Source organism: Mycolicibacterium sp. ND9-15 (genome assembly GCF_035918395.1).
Classification (GTDB): domain Bacteria; phylum Actinomycetota; class Actinomycetes; order Mycobacteriales; family Mycobacteriaceae; genus Mycobacterium.
Genome location: NZ_CP142362.1, coordinates 631,798 through 647,884, shown reverse-complemented (window position 1 = coordinate 647,884; position 16,087 = coordinate 631,798). Strand labels below are relative to the sequence as shown.

Genomic DNA, 16,087 nt, shown 5'->3' with positions numbered 1-16,087 from the left:
ATCACCGAAGGAGGGACGTGCTCAGGTCGGCGGTTCGGCTGTCGTGGGGACCGGTTTCCTATCTCGAATGGACGCCGGTACGAGCCGACGACGCGGCGACGGTGGTGCTGCTGCACGGCGGCGGGGTGGATAGCGCGTCGCTGTCCTGGGCCGGCGTCGGACCGCGGTTGGCGGCGGCCGAATGCCGCGTTCTGGCCCCCGATCATCCTGGCTACGGGCAGAGTCCGCCTGCGCCGTGGCCGGCGACGCAGGACCGGTTGGTCGGTTACGTGAATGAGTTCGTCGACGCGGTCGTCTTTGGCCGTTACGCGATCGGCGGATTGTCCCTAGGCGGCGGAATGACGATCGGCCACGTGTTGGAGCGTCCCGAAAATGTCACCGGCGCAATGCTATTGGGTAGCTACGGCATCATGCCGAGGCTGTCGGATGGGCCGCTGTGCAGGGTGCGGCAGGCGCTGACGTGGGCGATGTCGCGGACCGGGCTGCTGACAGCCGTGACCAAGTGGTCCGGCCGGAACCGTCAGGTGATGACGCGGGTCATTCCGGCCCTCATTCGCGATCCCGCGCAACGCACTCCCGAACTGCTCGACGAGATCCTGGCGGCCGCTCGATCGGAACACGCATTCGACGCGTTCGCTCAATGGCAGCGCGACCAGTTCCGGTGGGACCGTCTGACCACCGACTACCGGGCCCGGCTGACATCGTTTCCCCGCCCGGCGCTTATCGTCCACGGTGACAGGGACACCAGCGTGCCGATCGCGGCGGCGCGGGCGGCCGCTGACCTGATACCGGATGTCCGCTTCGAAGTTGTTGCCGGCGCAGCGCATTGGGTGCAACGGGACCGGCCCGAGGTCGTGATAGCGGCCATGCTCGACTTCCTCGACACGGTCAACGCAGCAACTTGATCACCTCGGCGATAACCGACATCGCGGAAGCCCGAACCGTTGCCGGCGTTGCGTGAGTTGTTGGGCCATCTGTTCGTGCGCGCCGATCAACGCGAACGGGGAGCCGAGAAGGCCGGCGGGGAGGCGATGGCGCCGAGTATGGGCACGGTCGTCGTCGCGCGAGCGTGCGCAACTGGCTGAAAGATTGCGGCGTGTCGCGCGCAAGCGCGCACGCTCGCCGAAAAGGGGTTCAGCCGGTGATCGGTTTGAGACGGATCGGGGTGGTGGTCACCAGGCCGAGCGGGTCGACGTAATCGGCCCGCGACGCCGGCCCCCACATCGCGCCCCAGTGCAGACAGGCCGACACCGGGCAGCCGGGATGCCCCGCCTCCAGCACACCGATCGCCGCTTCGGGGTGCAGGCGTTGTCCCGGCTGGACCGTCGCCCGGACCGGTTCATAGCTCGTCCGTAGCCCGCCCGGGTGAGCGATCGACACGACGGGCCGTCCCGCCAGTTCCCCCGCGAAGACCACGATGCCCTCGGCCGCGGCGAGCACTCGCTGGCCCGGTGTGCCTGCCAGGTCCACGCCGCGATGTCCGGGTGTCCAGTTCGGCGAGGGTGCGTCGTAGGCGCGCGTCACCTCAGGGCGCGGCCGTAGCGGCCAGGCCAACCGGCCGGGCTCCGCGGCGGCGGGCGCCGCCCAGACCAGCGCCGAAGCCAGCGCCGCGACCGTCCGTGCAATCCATTGCATCAGCCCAGCTCAGCGCATACTGGGCGAAGGGTGCCAGGCCTCGGTCGCGATCTGTGGATCACCAGGTCGGTGTGGAAAAGCACCCCTGTGCAGCGTGTAAACTGCTAACCGCAGCTCGCTTGCGCGGGCTGACTTCGCGTGTCTGCGCACGACCCGTTCCACTAGGTCGTATCCCGGATGCCGTCGGTCCCGACTCGGTTTCGAGACGGGTCTGGCATTCCGAGCAGCCACCAGGGCCAGGCGTCACCCGGCGCCGGCATCAACCGACGAAAGGAATGACTCATGGCTGTTGTGACCATGAAACAGCTGCTCGACAGCGGCACCCACTTCGGGCACCAGACCCGTCGCTGGAATCCCAAGATGAAGCGGTTCATCTTCACCGACCGCAACGGCATCTACATCATCGACCTGCAGCAGACGCTGACCTACATCGACAAGGCGTACGAGTTCGTCAAGGAAACCGTCGCGCACGGCGGCACGATCATGTTCGTCGGCACCAAGAAGCAGGCCCAGGAGTCGATCGCCGAAGAAGCCACCCGCGTCGGCATGCCCTATGTGAACCAGCGCTGGCTGGGCGGCATGCTCACCAACTTCTCGACCGTGCACAAGCGGCTGCAACGTCTCAAGGAACTCGAGACGATGGAGCAGACCGGTGGGTTCGAGGGTCGCACCAAGAAGGAAATCCTGATGTTGACCCGCGAGAAGAACAAGCTCGAGCGGTCGCTGGGTGGCATCAGGGACATGACCAAGGTGCCCTCGGCGGTGTGGGTCGTCGACACCAACAAAGAGCACATCGCCGTCGGCGAGGCCCGCAAGCTCGGCATCCCGGTCATCGCGATCCTCGACACCAACTGTGATCCCGACCTGGTCGACTACCCGATCCCGGGCAACGACGACGCGATCCGGTCGGCCGCATTGCTGACCAGGGTGATCGCCGCCGCGGTCGCCGAGGGCCTGCAGGCGCGCGCCGGCGTGGGGCGGGACGGCGACAAGCCGGACGCCGGCCAGGGTTCTCTGGACGCCGAGCCGCTCGCCGAGTGGGAGCAGGAGCTGCTGGCCTCAGCGGCCAGCACGGCGACCAGCACGGCCACCGCATCCCCGACCGCCGCCGGCGCCGAGCCCGGTACCCCCGAGGCAGACATCCAGACCGAACCGAAACCCGCCCAAAACCCGTAAGAGAAGGCTGATATGGCTAACTACACCGCTGCCGACGTCAAGCGACTGCGGGAGCTGACCGGCGCCGGCATGCTCGACAGCAAGAACGCGCTCGTCGAGGCCGACGGCGACTTCGACAAGGCCGTCGAACTGCTGCGCATCAAGGGCGCCAAGGATGTCGGCAAGCGCGCCGAGCGTGCGACAGCCGAGGGCCTGGTGGCCGCGAAGGACGGCGCGCTGATCGAGTTGAACTCAGAGACCGACTTCGTCGCCAAGAACGCCGAATTCCAGGCGGTGGCCGACCAGATCGTCGCCGCCGCGGCAGCCGCCAAGGCGAACGATGTCGACTCGCTGAAGGCAGCCAAAGTCGGCGATACGACGGTCGAGCAGGTCATCGCGGACCTCTCGGCCAAGATCGGCGAGAAGCTCGAGCTGCGCCGGGTCGCCTACTTCGACGGCACGGTCGAGACCTACCTGCATAAGCGCGCCGCGGACCTCCCGCCCGCAGTCGGTGTGCTCGTCGAGTACACCGGTTCCGACGAGCAGGCGGCCCACGCGGTCGCCTTGCAGATCGCCGCGCTCAAGGCCAAGTACCTCACCCGCGAGGACGTGCCCGAGGACGTCGTCGCCAACGAGCGTCGCATCGCCGAGGAGACCGCCCGCAACGAGGGCAAGCCCGAGCAGGCACTGCCGAAGATCGTGGAGGGTCGGGTCACCGGGTTCTACAAGGACGTCGTGCTGCTCGACCAGCCGTCGGTGTCCGACAGCAAGAAGACCGTCAAGGCCCTGCTCGACGAGGCGGGTGTGACCGTGACCCGGTTTGCCCGCTTCGAGGTCGGTCAGGCCTAGAACTCTCCCGCGCCGCTCGGGCGTGGGTCCTGTAGTTCCCACGCCGCGGTACGAGTTGGTACCGTCGTTGCATGGGTCGCATTCATGCCTTCGGCGACGATGCTCTCGGCGATCTCGACGCTGTCGGTCTGGTTGAGGCGTTGCAGTCCGGCGCGGTATCGCGAGCCGAACTGGTCGACGCGGCGATCGCCCGAGCGCAGGGCGTCAATCCGGCGCTCGATGGGCTGGCCTACGAGGCGTTCGACCAGGCGCGGACTCGCGCCGCCGCGGCACGCTCTTACGGCGGCTACTTCAACGGCGTGCCGTCCCTCCTCAAGGACAACGTCGCGGTCGCCGGCATGCCGACGATGAACGGCACCGACGCGTGGGATCCGCGCCCGGAGCGGGGCCACGGCGCTTTCGCGCGTTCGTTCCTCGCGACGGGCCTGGCGCCGTTCGGCAAAACGCGGATGTCCGAGTTCGGCTTCAGCGCTTCGGCAGAGCATCCCCGGCTGGGCCCGGTGCGCAATCCGTGGAATCCCGAACACACCGCGGGCGCGTCGTCGTCGGGGTCCGCGGCGTTCGTCGCTGCCGGGGTGGTGCCGATCGCACACGCCAACGACGGCGGCGGCTCGATCCGAATTCCCGCGTCCTGCAACGGTTTGGTGGGACTCAAGCCCTCGCGTGGTCGCCTGCCGCTGGACAAGAAACTGCGGCAGATGCCGTTGCGCATCGTCGCCAACGGTGTCGTCACCCGCTCGGTGCGCGACACCGCGGCCTTCTACCGTGAGATAGAGCGGGTGTATCGCAATCCGCGGCTGCCCGCGATCGGCGACGTCTCCGGTCCCGGTATGCAGCGACTGCGAATCGCCGTATGCACCCAGTCGATCGCGCGGGCGGCCAGTCCGGAGATACACGAGCTGACGTTGAAGAATGCCGCCCTCCTCGAGGAGCTGGGCCATCAGGTCAGCGTGATCGACAACCCCGTGCCGTCACGTTTCATTGACGACTTCCTGCTGTATTGGTCGTTTCTGGCGTTCGCGCTCGTTCGCGGGGGACGCCGCACGTTCGGCCCCACTTTCGACCGCGGGCGTCTGGACAACCTGACTCTGGGGCTCGATCGCAACGCATCGCGCAACCTGCACCGGTTGCCGTCGACGATCGCGCGGCTCTCGCGGGTGCGCCAGATCACCTCGCGGCTCAGCCAGATCCACGACGTCGTGCTGACCCCGACGCTTGCCGAGGTCACACCGCGGATCGGTCACCTCGACCCCACGCTCGACTATCAGCAGATCATCGATCGCCTCATCGAGTGGGTGGCATTCACACCGCTGCAGAACGTCACCGGCGAGCCCGCGATCTCGCTGCCGCTGGCCGAGTCCGCGTCGGGTCTGCCGGTCGGGATGATGTTCGCCGCGCCGGTCGGCCAGGAGGGTCGGCTGCTGCAGTTGGCGTACGAACTCGAGGAGGCCCGGCCCTGGCGACGCATCCAGGACCGATCCGCCTCAAGCTAGGTCGCGGCAGATTTCGGCGGTGGCGCGGGTCAGCGACTCGGCGCCGTCACACAGCGCCTGTTCGATCGGCGTACCGGGAGCGGTGATCGCGACGAGTCGCTCGACGTCGTGATCCAGCAGCACGGCGGCGTCGGGGGCGACCCGGCCCGCGAAGATGATCACCCGTGCCCCGGCGCGAGCCGCCGCCTGGGCGACGCCGAACGGCGTCTTACCCATGACGGTCTGCGCGTCGACGCAACCCTCACCGGTGAACACCCAGTCCGCGCCGAGCAGCGCCCGCTCGAGCGCGACGGTTTCGGCGACTTCTTCGACGCCGGGTCTGCTTACCGCGCCGAGGAATTCGACCAGTGCGAAGCCCGTCCCCCCCGCCGCGCCCGCCCCGGGGCGCTGTGGTTGTGTGCCGCCGAGGGTCGCGGAGGCGACGGTGGCCAGCCGGGACAGGCCCGACTCCAGTCGCGCCACCTCGGCCGGACCGGCCCCCTTCTGCGGCCCGAACACCGCGCTGGCACCGCTGGGTCCCAGCAGCGGCGCCGTGACGTCGGATGCCACGCGAATGCACACGTCGCGCAGGCGGGGATCGAGACCGGTCAGGTCGATGCGCTCGAGCCGGACGAGATCCGCGCCGCCCGGTGCCAACGGTTCGCCGTCGGCGTCGAGGAACTTCGCACCCAGCGCGGTGAGCATGCCCGTCCCGCCGTCGTTGGTGGCCGACCCGCCCAGCCCGATCAGGAAATCCTCGGCGCCACGGTCCAGCGCGGATCGGATCAGTTCACCCACACCGAACGTGCTGGCGCGCAGAATGTCTCGTCGACCGGGTGGGATGAGTTCCAGACCCGCCGCGGCCGCCATCTCGATCACCGCGAGTTGACGCAGCGGCACATAGCCGTATCGGGCGGCGACGGTGCGTCCGAGCGCGTCGGACACCGCTACCTCGACATGCTGGCCGTGCAGTGCGTCGACGACGGCGTCGACGGTGCCTTCGCCGCCGTCCGCCATCGGTACGCCGACGACTTCTGCCTCCGGAAGTACCGCCGCCACGCCGGCGCGCATCGCCGCGACAGCTTCCGGCGCGGTCATTGACTCCTTGAACGAGTCCGGCGCCAGGACGATCTTCATGGACCGTAGTCTGGCAGAACTCAGTCCTTTCCGAGCGCTGCGAGAATCTGTTTGAACTCGTGTTGTTGGCGCTGCGTGAGGTTGGTCATCAGCCTGCGCTCGGCCGCGCGCACACCGGCGTCGGTGCGTTTCAACAATTTCCGCCCCTCCGGAGTGAGTTGTGCCGGCAGTGAGCGGCCCGACGGCACACGTGCCGGGCGAGTGACCAGGCCGCGGTTCTGAAGACCGCGCAGCACCATGTTCATCGCCTGCGGGGAGACGTTGAAGTCGCGGGCCAGTTCGGCATTGGACCGCCCGGGGTACTGCGACAGGATTCGCATGCAGAGGTACTGGGGGAATGCCACGTCCATGGGTTCCAGGACCGTCGCGGTCACTTCGGCGCGCAATGCATTCGCCACCCGCGACAGCAGGAAGCCCAGCGGCTGATCCTCCAGCGGCCCATCCATATCAATCATATTGACATATATCAACCACATTGATATCAACAAGTCATGACGGAACCGACTGGCGAGATGTTCGATAGCGCATACAAGGGCGAAATGCCCGAGATGAGCGGCGCGAAGCCACCGTGGAGCATCGGTGAACCGCAGCCCGAGCTCGCCGCCCTAATCGAGCAAGGCAAATTCCACGGCGACGTCCTCGACGCCGGATGTGGCGAGGCGGCCATCTCCTTGTATCTGGCCGAACGGGGCGTAACCACCGTCGGTCTCGACCAATCGCCGACCGCGATCGAGTTGGCTCGAGAGGAGGCCGCCAAGCGCGGGCTGGCCGCCGCCAGTTTCGAGGTCGCCGACATCAGCGGCTTCGGCGGTTACGACGGCCGGTTCGGCACGATCGTCGACTCGACGCTGTTTCACTCGATGCCCGTCGGACTGCGCGAGGGGTACCAGCGCTCGATCGTGCGGGCCGCGGCGCCCGGAGCCTCGTACTTCGTGCTGGTGTTCGACAGGTCCGGGATGCCCGAGGGGCCGGCCAACCCCGTCACCGAGGACGAGTTGCGCGACGTCGTCTCGAAGTACTGGACGATCGACGAGATCAGGCCCGCGCGCATCCACGCCGTCTTCCCGGATGGCTTCGAGGAGTTCTTCCCCGTCACCGACGTGCGCGATGAGCCGAAAGGGCGCAAATCCGTGCCTGGCTGGCTGCTGAGCGCTCACCTGCCGGGCTGACTCGGCGAGTCGCGACCCAGTCGCGGCCGTTCGGTCGGTCATGAGGCAGGATGAGGGGCATCTCAGCGAGGACCCCGAAGGAGTCGGATGGCGGACCCCAATGTCGCCGGTCAAGCGGCTCCGGACCCCAATATCGCCGCCGGGGCGGCTCCGGATCCGACCAGTCCCAACGGAGCCGAGGCATCCCCGGGTTCGAGCCGCCCGATGTACAACCGCGTGCTGCTCAAGCTGGGCGGCGAGATGTTCGGCGGTGGGGGGGTAGGCCTCGACCCCGATGTCGTGCACCTGGTGGCTCGCCAGATCGCCGAAGTGGTCCGCAGCGGCGTGCAGGTGGCCGTGGTCATCGGCGGCGGCAATTTCTTCCGCGGTGCGCAGTTGCAGCAGCGCGGCATGGAGCGCACCCGAAGCGACTACATGGGCATGCTCGGAACCGTCATGAACAGCCTTGCCCTGCAGGACTTCCTGGAAAAGGAAGGGATCGCCACCCGAGTCCAGACAGCGATCACGATGGGGCAGGTCGCAGAGCCGTACATACCGCTACGGGCGGTGCGTCACCTCGAGAAGGGCCGCGTGGTCATCTTCGGAGCGGGTATGGGCCTCCCGTACTTCTCCACCGACACCACCGCCGCGCAACGCGCGCTGGAGATCGGCGCCGAGGTGGTGCTGATGGCCAAGGCCGTCGACGGCGTCTTCACCGCTGACCCGCGGGAGCACCCCGACGCCGAACTCCTCACCAAGATCAGCCACCGCGAGGTCATCGACCGCGGCCTCAAGGTGGCCGACGCCACCGCATTCAGCCTGTGCATGGACAACGGCATGCCGATCCTGGTGTTCAACCTGCTCACCGATGGCAATATCGCGCGGGCGGTCGCGGGTGAGAAGATCGGGACACTGGTCACCAGCTGACACCCGCGCAAGGAGACGGCAGCGCAGTTGTGCACGCCGGGACCCGGTGAAGGACGCACGCCGACGAAGGAGTAGGACCGTGATCGACGAAACCCTCTTCGATGCCGAGGAGAAGATGGAGAAAGCGGTGTCGGTCGCACGTGACGACCTGTCGTCGATCCGCACCGGCCGGGCCAACCCTGGCATGTTCGCGCGCGTCAACGTCGATTACTACGGATCTCCCACACCGATCACGCAACTGTCGAGTATCAACGTGCCCGAGGCGCGGCTGGTGGTGATCAAGCCGTATGAGGCGGGCCAACTGCGCAATATCGAGGATGCGATCCGCAACTCCGACCTCGGGGTGAACCCCACCAACGATGGCAACGTGATTCGCGTCGCCATTCCGCAGCTGACCGAGGAGCGCCGCCGCGACCTGGTCAAACAGGCCAAGGCCAAGGGCGAGGACGCCAAGGTGTCGGTGCGCAACATCCGCCGCAAGGCGATGGAGGAACTGCACCGCATCAAGAAGGACGGCGAAGCGGGCGAGGACGAGGTGGGGCGCGCGGAGAAGGATCTCGACAAGGCGACTCACACCTACACCACGCAGATCGACGAACTGGTCAAGCACAAAGAAGGCGAGCTGCTGGAGGTCTAGTGACCAAACAGCACAAGAGTCCCGTGGCAGAGACGCCGGTCGACGAACCGCCCAAGAAGAAGTCGCGGGCGGGTCGCGACTTGCCCGCCGCGATCGGGGTCGGCGTCCTTCTCGGTGGGATGGCGATCGGCACGCTGCTGTTCTGGCCGATCGGGTGGCTGCCGGTGCTGGCGGTCTTCATCCCGATCGCCACCCACGAGGTGATCCGCCGGCTGCGCGAGGCCGGCTACGACCTTCCGGCTCTTCCGCTGCTGCTCGGCGGCCAGGCGATGATCTGGTTGAGCTGGCCGGCGGGTCCGGCCGGCGTGCTCGGCGCCTACGGCGGGACGATCGTCGTCTGTATGGTGTGGCGGCTGGTCGGGCACGGGCTCCGGCAGCAGCCGGTCAACTACCTGCGCGACATCGCCGCCGCCGTGTTGCTGGCGACGTGGGTGCCGTTGTTCGCGAGCTTCAGCGCGTTGCTGATCTTCCAGGACCACGGCGGCGGCCGGGTGTTCACGGTGATCGCCACTGTGGTCTTCGCCGACATCGGCGGCTATGCGGCCGGTGTGTTGTTCGGCAAGCATCTGATGGCGCCGGCGATCAGCCCGAAGAAGTCCTGGGAGGGGCTGGGCGGCTCGCTGCTGTTCGGCGTCGCGGCCGCGGTGCTGTCGGTGACGTTCCTGATGGACAAGCCGCCGTGGGTGGGCGTGCCGCTGGGACTGATGCTCGTCATCACGGGCGTGCTTGGCGACCTGGTCGAGTCGCAGGTCAAACGCGACCTGGGAATCAAGGACATGGGCACCCTGCTGCCGGGGCACGGCGGCATCATGGACCGCATCGACGCAATGCTTCCGTCGGCCGTGGCGGGTTGGGTGGTCTTGACGCTGCTGACGTAGTCGCTCTGGCCCCCGCCGTGGCGTGGTGAGTCCTGAGCCGGTCACGCAGCGTCAGCAGAAATTCAGAAGCGGCGTCGAAGTCGGCGCGAGGGCCGCGGCGCGTCCAGGACTCGACGACGCAACGGGCAATCCAGCGCAATCTGACGTTGCTGTTCTGGGACAGCATGCGTAGGAGGTCGAACGCTTCGTCGGCGGAAAGACCATAGGTTTGCATCAGCATGCCCTTGGCTTGCTCGATCACGGGCTGGCTCGCCAGCTTCTCTTTCAGCTGAGCGAGCTGCAGGCGCAGCTGCTCGGTCTCGTCGGCGGATACCGTGACTGCGGATCGGTCTGCGCCGGACATGTCGAGGGTTTGCGTCATTGCTGCTCCTTTCGGGGTCGGATGGCGCCGGCGAGGACGGAAGCGGTGTGCCGGGGAGTGCAGTGGCCGGCCAGATCGCGGATCTGTGTCCGGCAACTGAACCCGTCGGCGAGCACCGCGGTGTCGGAATCCAGATCGCGCAGGGCGGGAAGCAGTTTGTCCTCGGCGCAGGCGACAGAGACGTCGTGGTGACCGCGTTGAAAGCCGAAATTGCCTGCCAGGCCGCAGCATCCGGCGTCGAGGATGTGTGCGTCTACGCCGGCGTCGTCGAGAAGTTCCTTTTCATGCGTGTAATGCAGCACCGCGTGCTGGTGACAGTGGGGCTGTACGACCGCGTGGCCGCCGGTTCGAGGGGGATGCCAGTCCGGCGCCTTGCGGTGCAGGAGCTCGCCGATCGTGTAGGTCTGCGCCGCGAGTCGGTGGGCGTCCTCGTTGCCGTGCAACAGATCGAGCGCATCCGAGCGGAACACCGCGCCGCAACTCGGTTCCAGCACCAGGATCGGGGTACCGGCGCGCAGCACCGGCCGCAATGCCCGCAGCGTCCTGCCCAGAACCTTCTTCGCGACGCCGAGTTGACCTGTCGAGATCCACGTCAGACCGCAGCACAGCGCGCGGTCGGGGACGGTCACGGTGAAGCCGACCGCCTGCAGCACCTCGACCGCGTCGCGGGCGATGGCCGGATCGAAGTTGTTGGTGAACGTGTCCGGCCACAGCAGCACGGGGCCGCGGGCACCGGTCGGGTGGGGCTGCTTGCGCCACCACCGCGTGAAACGTTGTGCGGCGAACCGCGGTACGTCGCGGTGCGCGTCGATTCCTCCGGCGGCCTTGACGGCCGCGTCGAGGCGCGGCGCATGGGTCACCGCGTTGACCGCACGAGGCGCCGCCGCGGCCAGCCGCGCCCATAGCGGAATCCACCCCATGGAGTAGTGGGCCATTGGGCGCAGCCGGTGCCGGTAGTGGTGAAAGAGGAACTCCGCCTTGTAGGTTGCCATGTCGACGTTGACCGGACAGTCGCTCAGGCAGCCCTTGCAGGCCAGGCACAGGTCGAGAGCGTCGCGCACCTCGGTCGAGGCCCAGCCGTCGGTGATCACGTCGCCTTGCAGCATCTCGAACAGCAGTCGGGCCCGGCCGCGGGTCGAGTGGTGCTCCTCCCCGGTGGCGCGATAACTGGGGCACATGACCCCGGACTCGTCGCCGCGGCACTTTCCGACACCGACGCAGCGTGCGGCGGCATGCGAGAAGCGGTGCCCGTCCTCGGCGTAGGCGAAGGCGGTCGCCGGCTCGATCGGCAGATACCCGGTGCCGAACCGCAGATTCTCGTCGAGGCGGTACGGCTTGACGATCTTCCCCGGGTTCATGTGGTTGCCGGGATCGAACAGTGCCTTGGTCTTCTCGAACGCGTGGACGACACGCTGCCCGAACATGATCGGCAGCAGCTCGCCGCGCGACTGGCCGTCGCCATGCTCACCCGACAGCGACCCGCCGTAGTCGACCACGAGGTGGGCGGCGTCGTGGGCGAACCGGCGGTAGGTGGCGATTCCGTCGGAGGTGCGCAGGTCGAACGGGATCCGGGTGTGTACGCAGCCCTGCCCGAAATGCCCGTAGAGCGAGGATGTTCCGTAGTCGTAGCGGTCCAGGAGGGCGCGGAAGTCGCGCAGGTAGTCGCCCAGCCGCTGCGGGGGGACCGCCGCGTCCTCCCACCCCTCGTGTGTCTCCGGGCCGACAGGTGGATATGCCGTCGCTCCCAGGCCGGCCTCACGGGCGGCCCAGACCTGCTTCTTGCGCACCGGATCGTCCAGCACGGCGGCGTCGCAGTTCGCCACTTTCTGCAGCGCCTCGATCAGGGCCTTGGCGCGATGGTCGGCGTCATCCTGGTCGTGCCCATCCATCTGCACCATGAGCCAGCCGTGACCGCGGGGGAGTTGGTGCAGCGCCTGCTCGGCGAGCCGTCGGGAATGTTCGAGTTCGACCAGCCGATGGTCCAGCCCCTCCAAGGCGGCCGGCTCGTGCTCCAGAACGGCCGGCACGGCGTCCGCGGCGTCCGCGATGTCGTCGAACCCGAACAGCACCAGCGCACTTGCCGCGGGCCGGCGGACGAGGTCGATCTCCGCGCGCGTCACAGTGATCAGCGTGCTCTCACTGCCGACCAGAGCCTTGGCGAGGTGAAACCCGTTCTCGGGCAACAAGCTGTCGAGGTTGTAACCCGATACCCGGCGCGGGATGTTTGGGTAGCGCGACCTGATGTCCTCGGCGTAATCGGAGATGATCGACCGCAGCCCGCCATAGAGTTCACCGACACGACCGCCCGCGGTGATCACCCGCTCGACCTCCGCGTCGTCGGCGTCGCCGACCCAGCGGTGCACGCCGTCGTACGTCAGGATCTCCAGCGCGCGAACCGAATCGACCATCTTGCCGTAGGCCTGCGCGGTGGAGCCGCAGGAGTTGTTGCCGATCATTCCGCCGATTGTGCAGCTGACATGGGTGGAGGGTTTGGGCCCGACCATCCAGCCGGAAGCGGCAAGGTGGTCATTGAGGACGTCGAGTTTGATACCCGGTTCGACGACGGCCGTGCCGTTGTCGGTGTCGACGGCATGCACGCGGGTGCAGTACTTGCTCCAGTCGAGCACCACGGCGGCGTTACAGCACTGCCCGGCGAGGCTGGTGCCGCCGCCGCGGGAGAGCACAGGGACGTCGTTGTCGCGGCACACCGCGATCGCCGCGACGGCGTCGTCGGGTGTATAGGGCACGACGACGCCGATCGGCACCTGGCGATAGTTCGACGCGTCGGTGGAATAGGCGGCCCGCGACCCCGGATCGAAGCGGACCTCCCCTGCGATGTGGCGGTCGAGTTCGGCGGTGAGCTTGTCGTAGAGCAGCGGCGGGTGAACGCTCATGATCCAAAGTCCTTCGGTGTCAACGGACGCGGTAGGGTTCGAGATCCGTGCTGCGCACGGCGAGGCCGTGACCGGGGCTGGCGGGGTCGGGTCGGAGCACGCCGTTGACGGGCGGCGTCGCGCCCTCGAAGTAGCGGGTCTCGATGCGGGCGTGATCGTGGAACCACTCGAGGTGGCGCAGGTTGGGTGTCGCCGCGCCGATCGCCGCGTGCAGCCACGGCGCGCAGTGGGCGGAAATGTCGAGGTGGTGTGCGGCCGCCAGGGCGGCCACCCGCAGCCATTCGGTCACCCCGCCGCATCGCGACGCGTCTGCCTGCAGGCAGTCGACCGCCGAACACAGCGGCACGAAATCCGTTAGGCGATAACCGTATTCGCCGGCGGCGACGTCGGCGGCGACCGCGTCGCGCACAGCGCGCAGCCCCGCGAGGTCGTCGGAGGAAACCGGCTCTTCCAGCCAGGTGATATTCAGCTCGGCGACCGTCGACATCAGCCGGACGGCCTGTTTGGCGGTGTAGGCGCCGTTGGCGTCGACCAACAGTTCGGCGCCCTCGCCGATCACGGCGCGGGCCTGGTGCATCCGGGAAACATCGCGTGCGGTGCACGTTCCCCACGATTGTCCGATCTTGATCTTGACGCGCGGAATGCCGAGATCGCGCACCCAGCCCGTCAGCTGGTCGCGCAGCTGATGATGGTGGTAGGTGGTGAATCCGCCGCTGCCGTATACCGGAACGGCATCACGGACAGCACCGACGAGGCGGTGCAGTGGCGTGCCGACCAGCCTGGCCTTGAGGTCCCACAGCGCGACGTCGACCGCGGAGAGCGCCTGCCCGGCGATGCCGCCCCGTCCGATGTTGCGCACCGCTTTGGCCATGGCATCGAAAGCCGCGCCGACGGCGAGCGCGTCGCGCCCGACGACGTGGGTGGCGAGGTTTTCGGTGATGACGTCGACGCAGGCCGGATGCCCGTAGGTCCATCCCGTTCCGGTGACCTGCCCGCAGTCGGCGCGCGCGATGATCAGCGTGGTGTGGTCCCAGGCCAGCGTCCCGTCGGCCTCGGGGGCTTCGGTGGCAATGGTGTACGCCGCCGCGTGCAGTCCGGTCACCGCCTCGGCTGGGCGGACCGCCCCGTCCGCGCGGGCGGCGTTGTCGGTGCCGGCGGTCATGAGCGTGAATGCGGTAAGAACTCTTGCATTTTGGTCTTGAGGCCTTCTTTGATGAAGCCCCGGCTGTCCTCGTCACCCTTGAGCACCGCGGTGGCGGTCGCCTTGGCTTGTTCGAAGGTGGCGTGCGGCGGGATGGGCGGCATGTTGGGATCGGTATGTACGTCGAGGACGGTGGGGCGGTCGGCCGACAGCGCCGAACGCCACGCGCCGGCCAACTCGTCGGCGTCGCGAACGGTGTACGCATTGAGCCCCAGGCTGGTGGCGAAGCCGGCGAAGTCCACATCCGGAAGTGTTTGGGATGCGGCGAATTTCGGCGACCCATTCATGGCACGCATTTCCCAGGTGACCTGGTTGAGGTCGTTGTTGTGCAGGACCGCCACGATCAGCCGCCGATCGGACCACTGCTGGTAGTAGTGCTTGATGGTGATGAGCTCGGCCATACCGTTCATCTGCATGGCGCCGTCGCCCACGAATGCGATTGCGGGGCGGTCGGGGTGGGCGAATTTGGCGCCGATCGCGTAAGGAACGCCGGGGCCCATCGTCGCCAGCGTTCCCGACAGTGACCCGCGGATCCCGGGCCGGAACCGGAGTTGCCGGGCATACCAGTTGGCGGCGGACCCCGAATCGGCGGTGACGATCGCGTTCTCGGGCAGCTGCGCGGAGAATTCGGAGAACAGGCGCAGCGGGTTGACCCGGTCGGTGCCGACCCCGGCCTCCTTGGCCATGGTCTCCCACCAGCGGCTGACGTTCGACTCGATCGTGCCGCGCCACGACCGATCGGATTTGCGTTTCAGCTCCGGAATCAATGCGCGCAGAGCGGTTTTCGCGTCGGCGACGAGGTTGACTTCGTAGGGGTAGCGCATACCGATCAGCGTGGGGTCGATGTCGATCTGAACGCCGCGGGCCTGTCCGAAGTCGGGGAGGAACTGGGAGTAGGGGAAACTCGATCCGACGGTGAGCAGCGTGTCGCAGTCGCGCATCAGCTCGTAGCTGGGCCGCGTACCCAGTAGGCCGATGGAACCCGTCACCCAGGGCAGTTCGTCGGACAACACGTCCTTGCCCAACAGCGGTTTGGCCGCTCCGGCGCCGAGCAGCTCGGCGACCTCGGTCAGTTCGGCTTCGGCGCCGCGCGCGCCGTTACCCACCAGCATGGCTACTTTCGTTCCCGTATTGAGGATCTCGGCGGCCCGGCCGATCGCCGCGTCGTCGGGGCTGACGGCGGGCCAGTCGACACCGAGACTCGACGGCACCATCTTGAAGGCGTGTCGGGGTGGGCTGTACGACAATTCCTGCACGTCGGCCGGAATGATCAGTGCAGTCGGGGCGCGCCGGCCGATCGCGGTGCGGATGGCACGGTCGAGAACGTTCGGCAGTTGTTCGGGTACCGTGACCATCTGCACGTAATCCGCGGCGACGTCTTTGTAGAGGCTCAGCAGGTCGATCTCCTGTTGATAGGAACCGCCCATGGCGCTGCGGTTGGTCTGTCCGACGATTGCCACCACGGGTACGTGGTCGAGCTTGGCGTCGTAGAGGCCGTTGAGCAGATGTACCGCACCGGGACCGGACGTCGCCATGCAGACTCCGAAGGTACCGCTGAACTTCGCGTAGCCGACGGCTTCGAAGGCACTCATTTCTTCGTGGCGGGATTGGATGAATTGGGGGCTGTCGTCGGCGCGGACCCAGGCGGCCAGGATCGCGTTGATCCCGTCGCCGGGATAGGCGAACACTTGGCGTACCCCCCAGGCGCGTGACCGGTCGAGCAGGAAGTCGGCGACGGTCTGATCAGGCATGGCTGCTCCTCTTTGGATCGATCCGTGCATAGGCCGCTGTCT

At 67.5% G+C, this 16,087-nt stretch carries 15 protein-coding genes; 8 read left to right on the top strand and 7 right to left on the bottom strand.

Annotation, left to right across the window (positions count from 1 at the left end; translation table 11 throughout):
* The first annotated feature begins 17 nt into the window (after positions 1-17).
* On the top strand, positions 18-905 hold the full coding sequence (locus tag QGN32_RS03235; protein ID WP_326547235.1) for an alpha/beta fold hydrolase: 888 nt from the start codon (positions 18-20) through the stop codon (positions 903-905).
* Between the two features lie 229 nt (positions 906-1,134).
* Here the strand turns inward: QGN32_RS03235 and QGN32_RS03225 are convergent, their stop codons facing one another.
* A complete protein-coding gene (locus QGN32_RS03225; RefSeq protein ID WP_326547234.1) occupies positions 1,135-1,635 on the bottom strand; it encodes a M23 family metallopeptidase in 501 nt (166 codons plus the stop codon).
* Between the two features lie 282 nt (positions 1,636-1,917).
* Between QGN32_RS03225 and rpsB the strand changes: the two genes are divergently transcribed.
* From rpsB to QGN32_RS03210, 3 genes are all read left to right on the top strand, one after another.
* Positions 1,918-2,811 (top strand): 30S ribosomal protein S2, encoded by an 894-nt coding sequence (gene rpsB / locus QGN32_RS03220; protein ID WP_326547233.1) that lies wholly within the window; start codon positions 1,918-1,920, stop codon positions 2,809-2,811.
* Positions 2,812-2,823: 12 nt separating this feature from the next.
* A complete protein-coding gene (gene tsf / locus QGN32_RS03215) occupies positions 2,824-3,639 on the top strand; it encodes a translation elongation factor Ts (protein WP_326547232.1) in 816 nt (271 codons plus the stop codon).
* A 71-nt stretch (positions 3,640-3,710) separates the two neighbouring features.
* Entirely contained in the window at positions 3,711-5,132 is a 1,422-nt protein-coding gene (locus QGN32_RS03210) for an amidase (protein WP_326547231.1), read from the top strand.
* Here QGN32_RS03210 and QGN32_RS03205 read toward each other — a convergent pair.
* Together QGN32_RS03205 and QGN32_RS03200 are read right to left on the bottom strand one after the other, a co-directional pair.
* Entirely contained in the window at positions 5,124-6,248 is a 1,125-nt protein-coding gene (locus tag QGN32_RS03205) for a glycerate kinase (protein ID WP_326547230.1), read from the bottom strand. The two genes, QGN32_RS03210 and QGN32_RS03205, sit on opposite strands and share 9 nt — an antisense overlap.
* A gap of 20 nt (positions 6,249-6,268) precedes the next feature.
* Positions 6,269-6,703, bottom strand: a complete 435-nt coding sequence (locus tag QGN32_RS03200; protein WP_326547229.1) for a MarR family winged helix-turn-helix transcriptional regulator — start codon at positions 6,701-6,703, stop codon at positions 6,269-6,271.
* Between the two features lie 36 nt (positions 6,704-6,739).
* Between QGN32_RS03200 and QGN32_RS03195 the strand changes: the two genes are divergently transcribed.
* The 4 genes from QGN32_RS03195 to QGN32_RS03180 all read left to right on the top strand — a co-directional run bounded on the left by QGN32_RS03195 (position 6,740) and on the right by QGN32_RS03180 (position 9,838).
* Positions 6,740-7,417 carry a class I SAM-dependent methyltransferase gene (locus QGN32_RS03195; protein WP_326547228.1) on the top strand — a complete coding sequence of 226 codons (678 nt, stop codon included), beginning with the start codon at positions 6,740-6,742 and terminating at the stop codon, positions 7,415-7,417.
* Positions 7,418-7,621: 204 nt separating this feature from the next.
* Positions 7,622-8,323: a UMP kinase gene (gene pyrH, locus QGN32_RS03190; protein WP_326548905.1), complete on the top strand. Its 702-nt coding sequence runs from the start codon at positions 7,622-7,624 to the stop codon at positions 8,321-8,323.
* Between the two features lie 79 nt (positions 8,324-8,402).
* A complete protein-coding gene (frr, locus tag QGN32_RS03185; RefSeq protein ID WP_326547227.1) occupies positions 8,403-8,960 on the top strand; it encodes a ribosome recycling factor in 558 nt (185 codons plus the stop codon).
* The gene (locus QGN32_RS03180; protein WP_326547226.1) at positions 8,960-9,838 is read left to right on the top strand and encodes a phosphatidate cytidylyltransferase; all 879 of its coding nucleotides are present in this window, start codon (positions 8,960-8,962) and stop codon (positions 9,836-9,838) included. Before frr ends, QGN32_RS03180 begins: the two co-directional genes overlap by 1 nt.
* Here the strand turns inward: QGN32_RS03180 and QGN32_RS03175 are convergent.
* The 4 genes from QGN32_RS03175 to QGN32_RS03160 are packed head-to-tail and all read right to left on the bottom strand — an operon-like array spanning position 9,768 to position 16,045.
* Entirely contained in the window at positions 9,768-10,199 is a 432-nt protein-coding gene (locus tag QGN32_RS03175) for an ANTAR domain-containing response regulator (protein ID WP_326547225.1), read from the bottom strand. The two genes, QGN32_RS03180 and QGN32_RS03175, sit on opposite strands and share 71 nt — an antisense overlap.
* Positions 10,196-13,093, bottom strand: a complete 2,898-nt coding sequence (locus QGN32_RS03170) for an FAD-binding and (Fe-S)-binding domain-containing protein (protein ID WP_326547224.1) — start codon at positions 13,091-13,093, stop codon at positions 10,196-10,198. The genes QGN32_RS03175 and QGN32_RS03170 overlap by 4 nt, the downstream gene beginning before the upstream one ends.
* Positions 13,094-13,112: 19 nt before the next feature.
* Positions 13,113-14,255 carry an enolase C-terminal domain-like protein gene (locus tag QGN32_RS03165; protein ID WP_326547223.1) on the bottom strand — a complete coding sequence of 381 codons (1,143 nt, stop codon included), beginning with the start codon at positions 14,253-14,255 and terminating at the stop codon, positions 13,113-13,115.
* Positions 14,252-16,045: a thiamine pyrophosphate-requiring protein gene (locus QGN32_RS03160; protein ID WP_326547222.1), complete on the bottom strand. Its 1,794-nt coding sequence runs from the start codon at positions 16,043-16,045 to the stop codon at positions 14,252-14,254. The genes QGN32_RS03165 and QGN32_RS03160 overlap by 4 nt, the downstream gene beginning before the upstream one ends.
* Between the last annotated feature and the right edge of the window lie 42 nt (positions 16,046-16,087).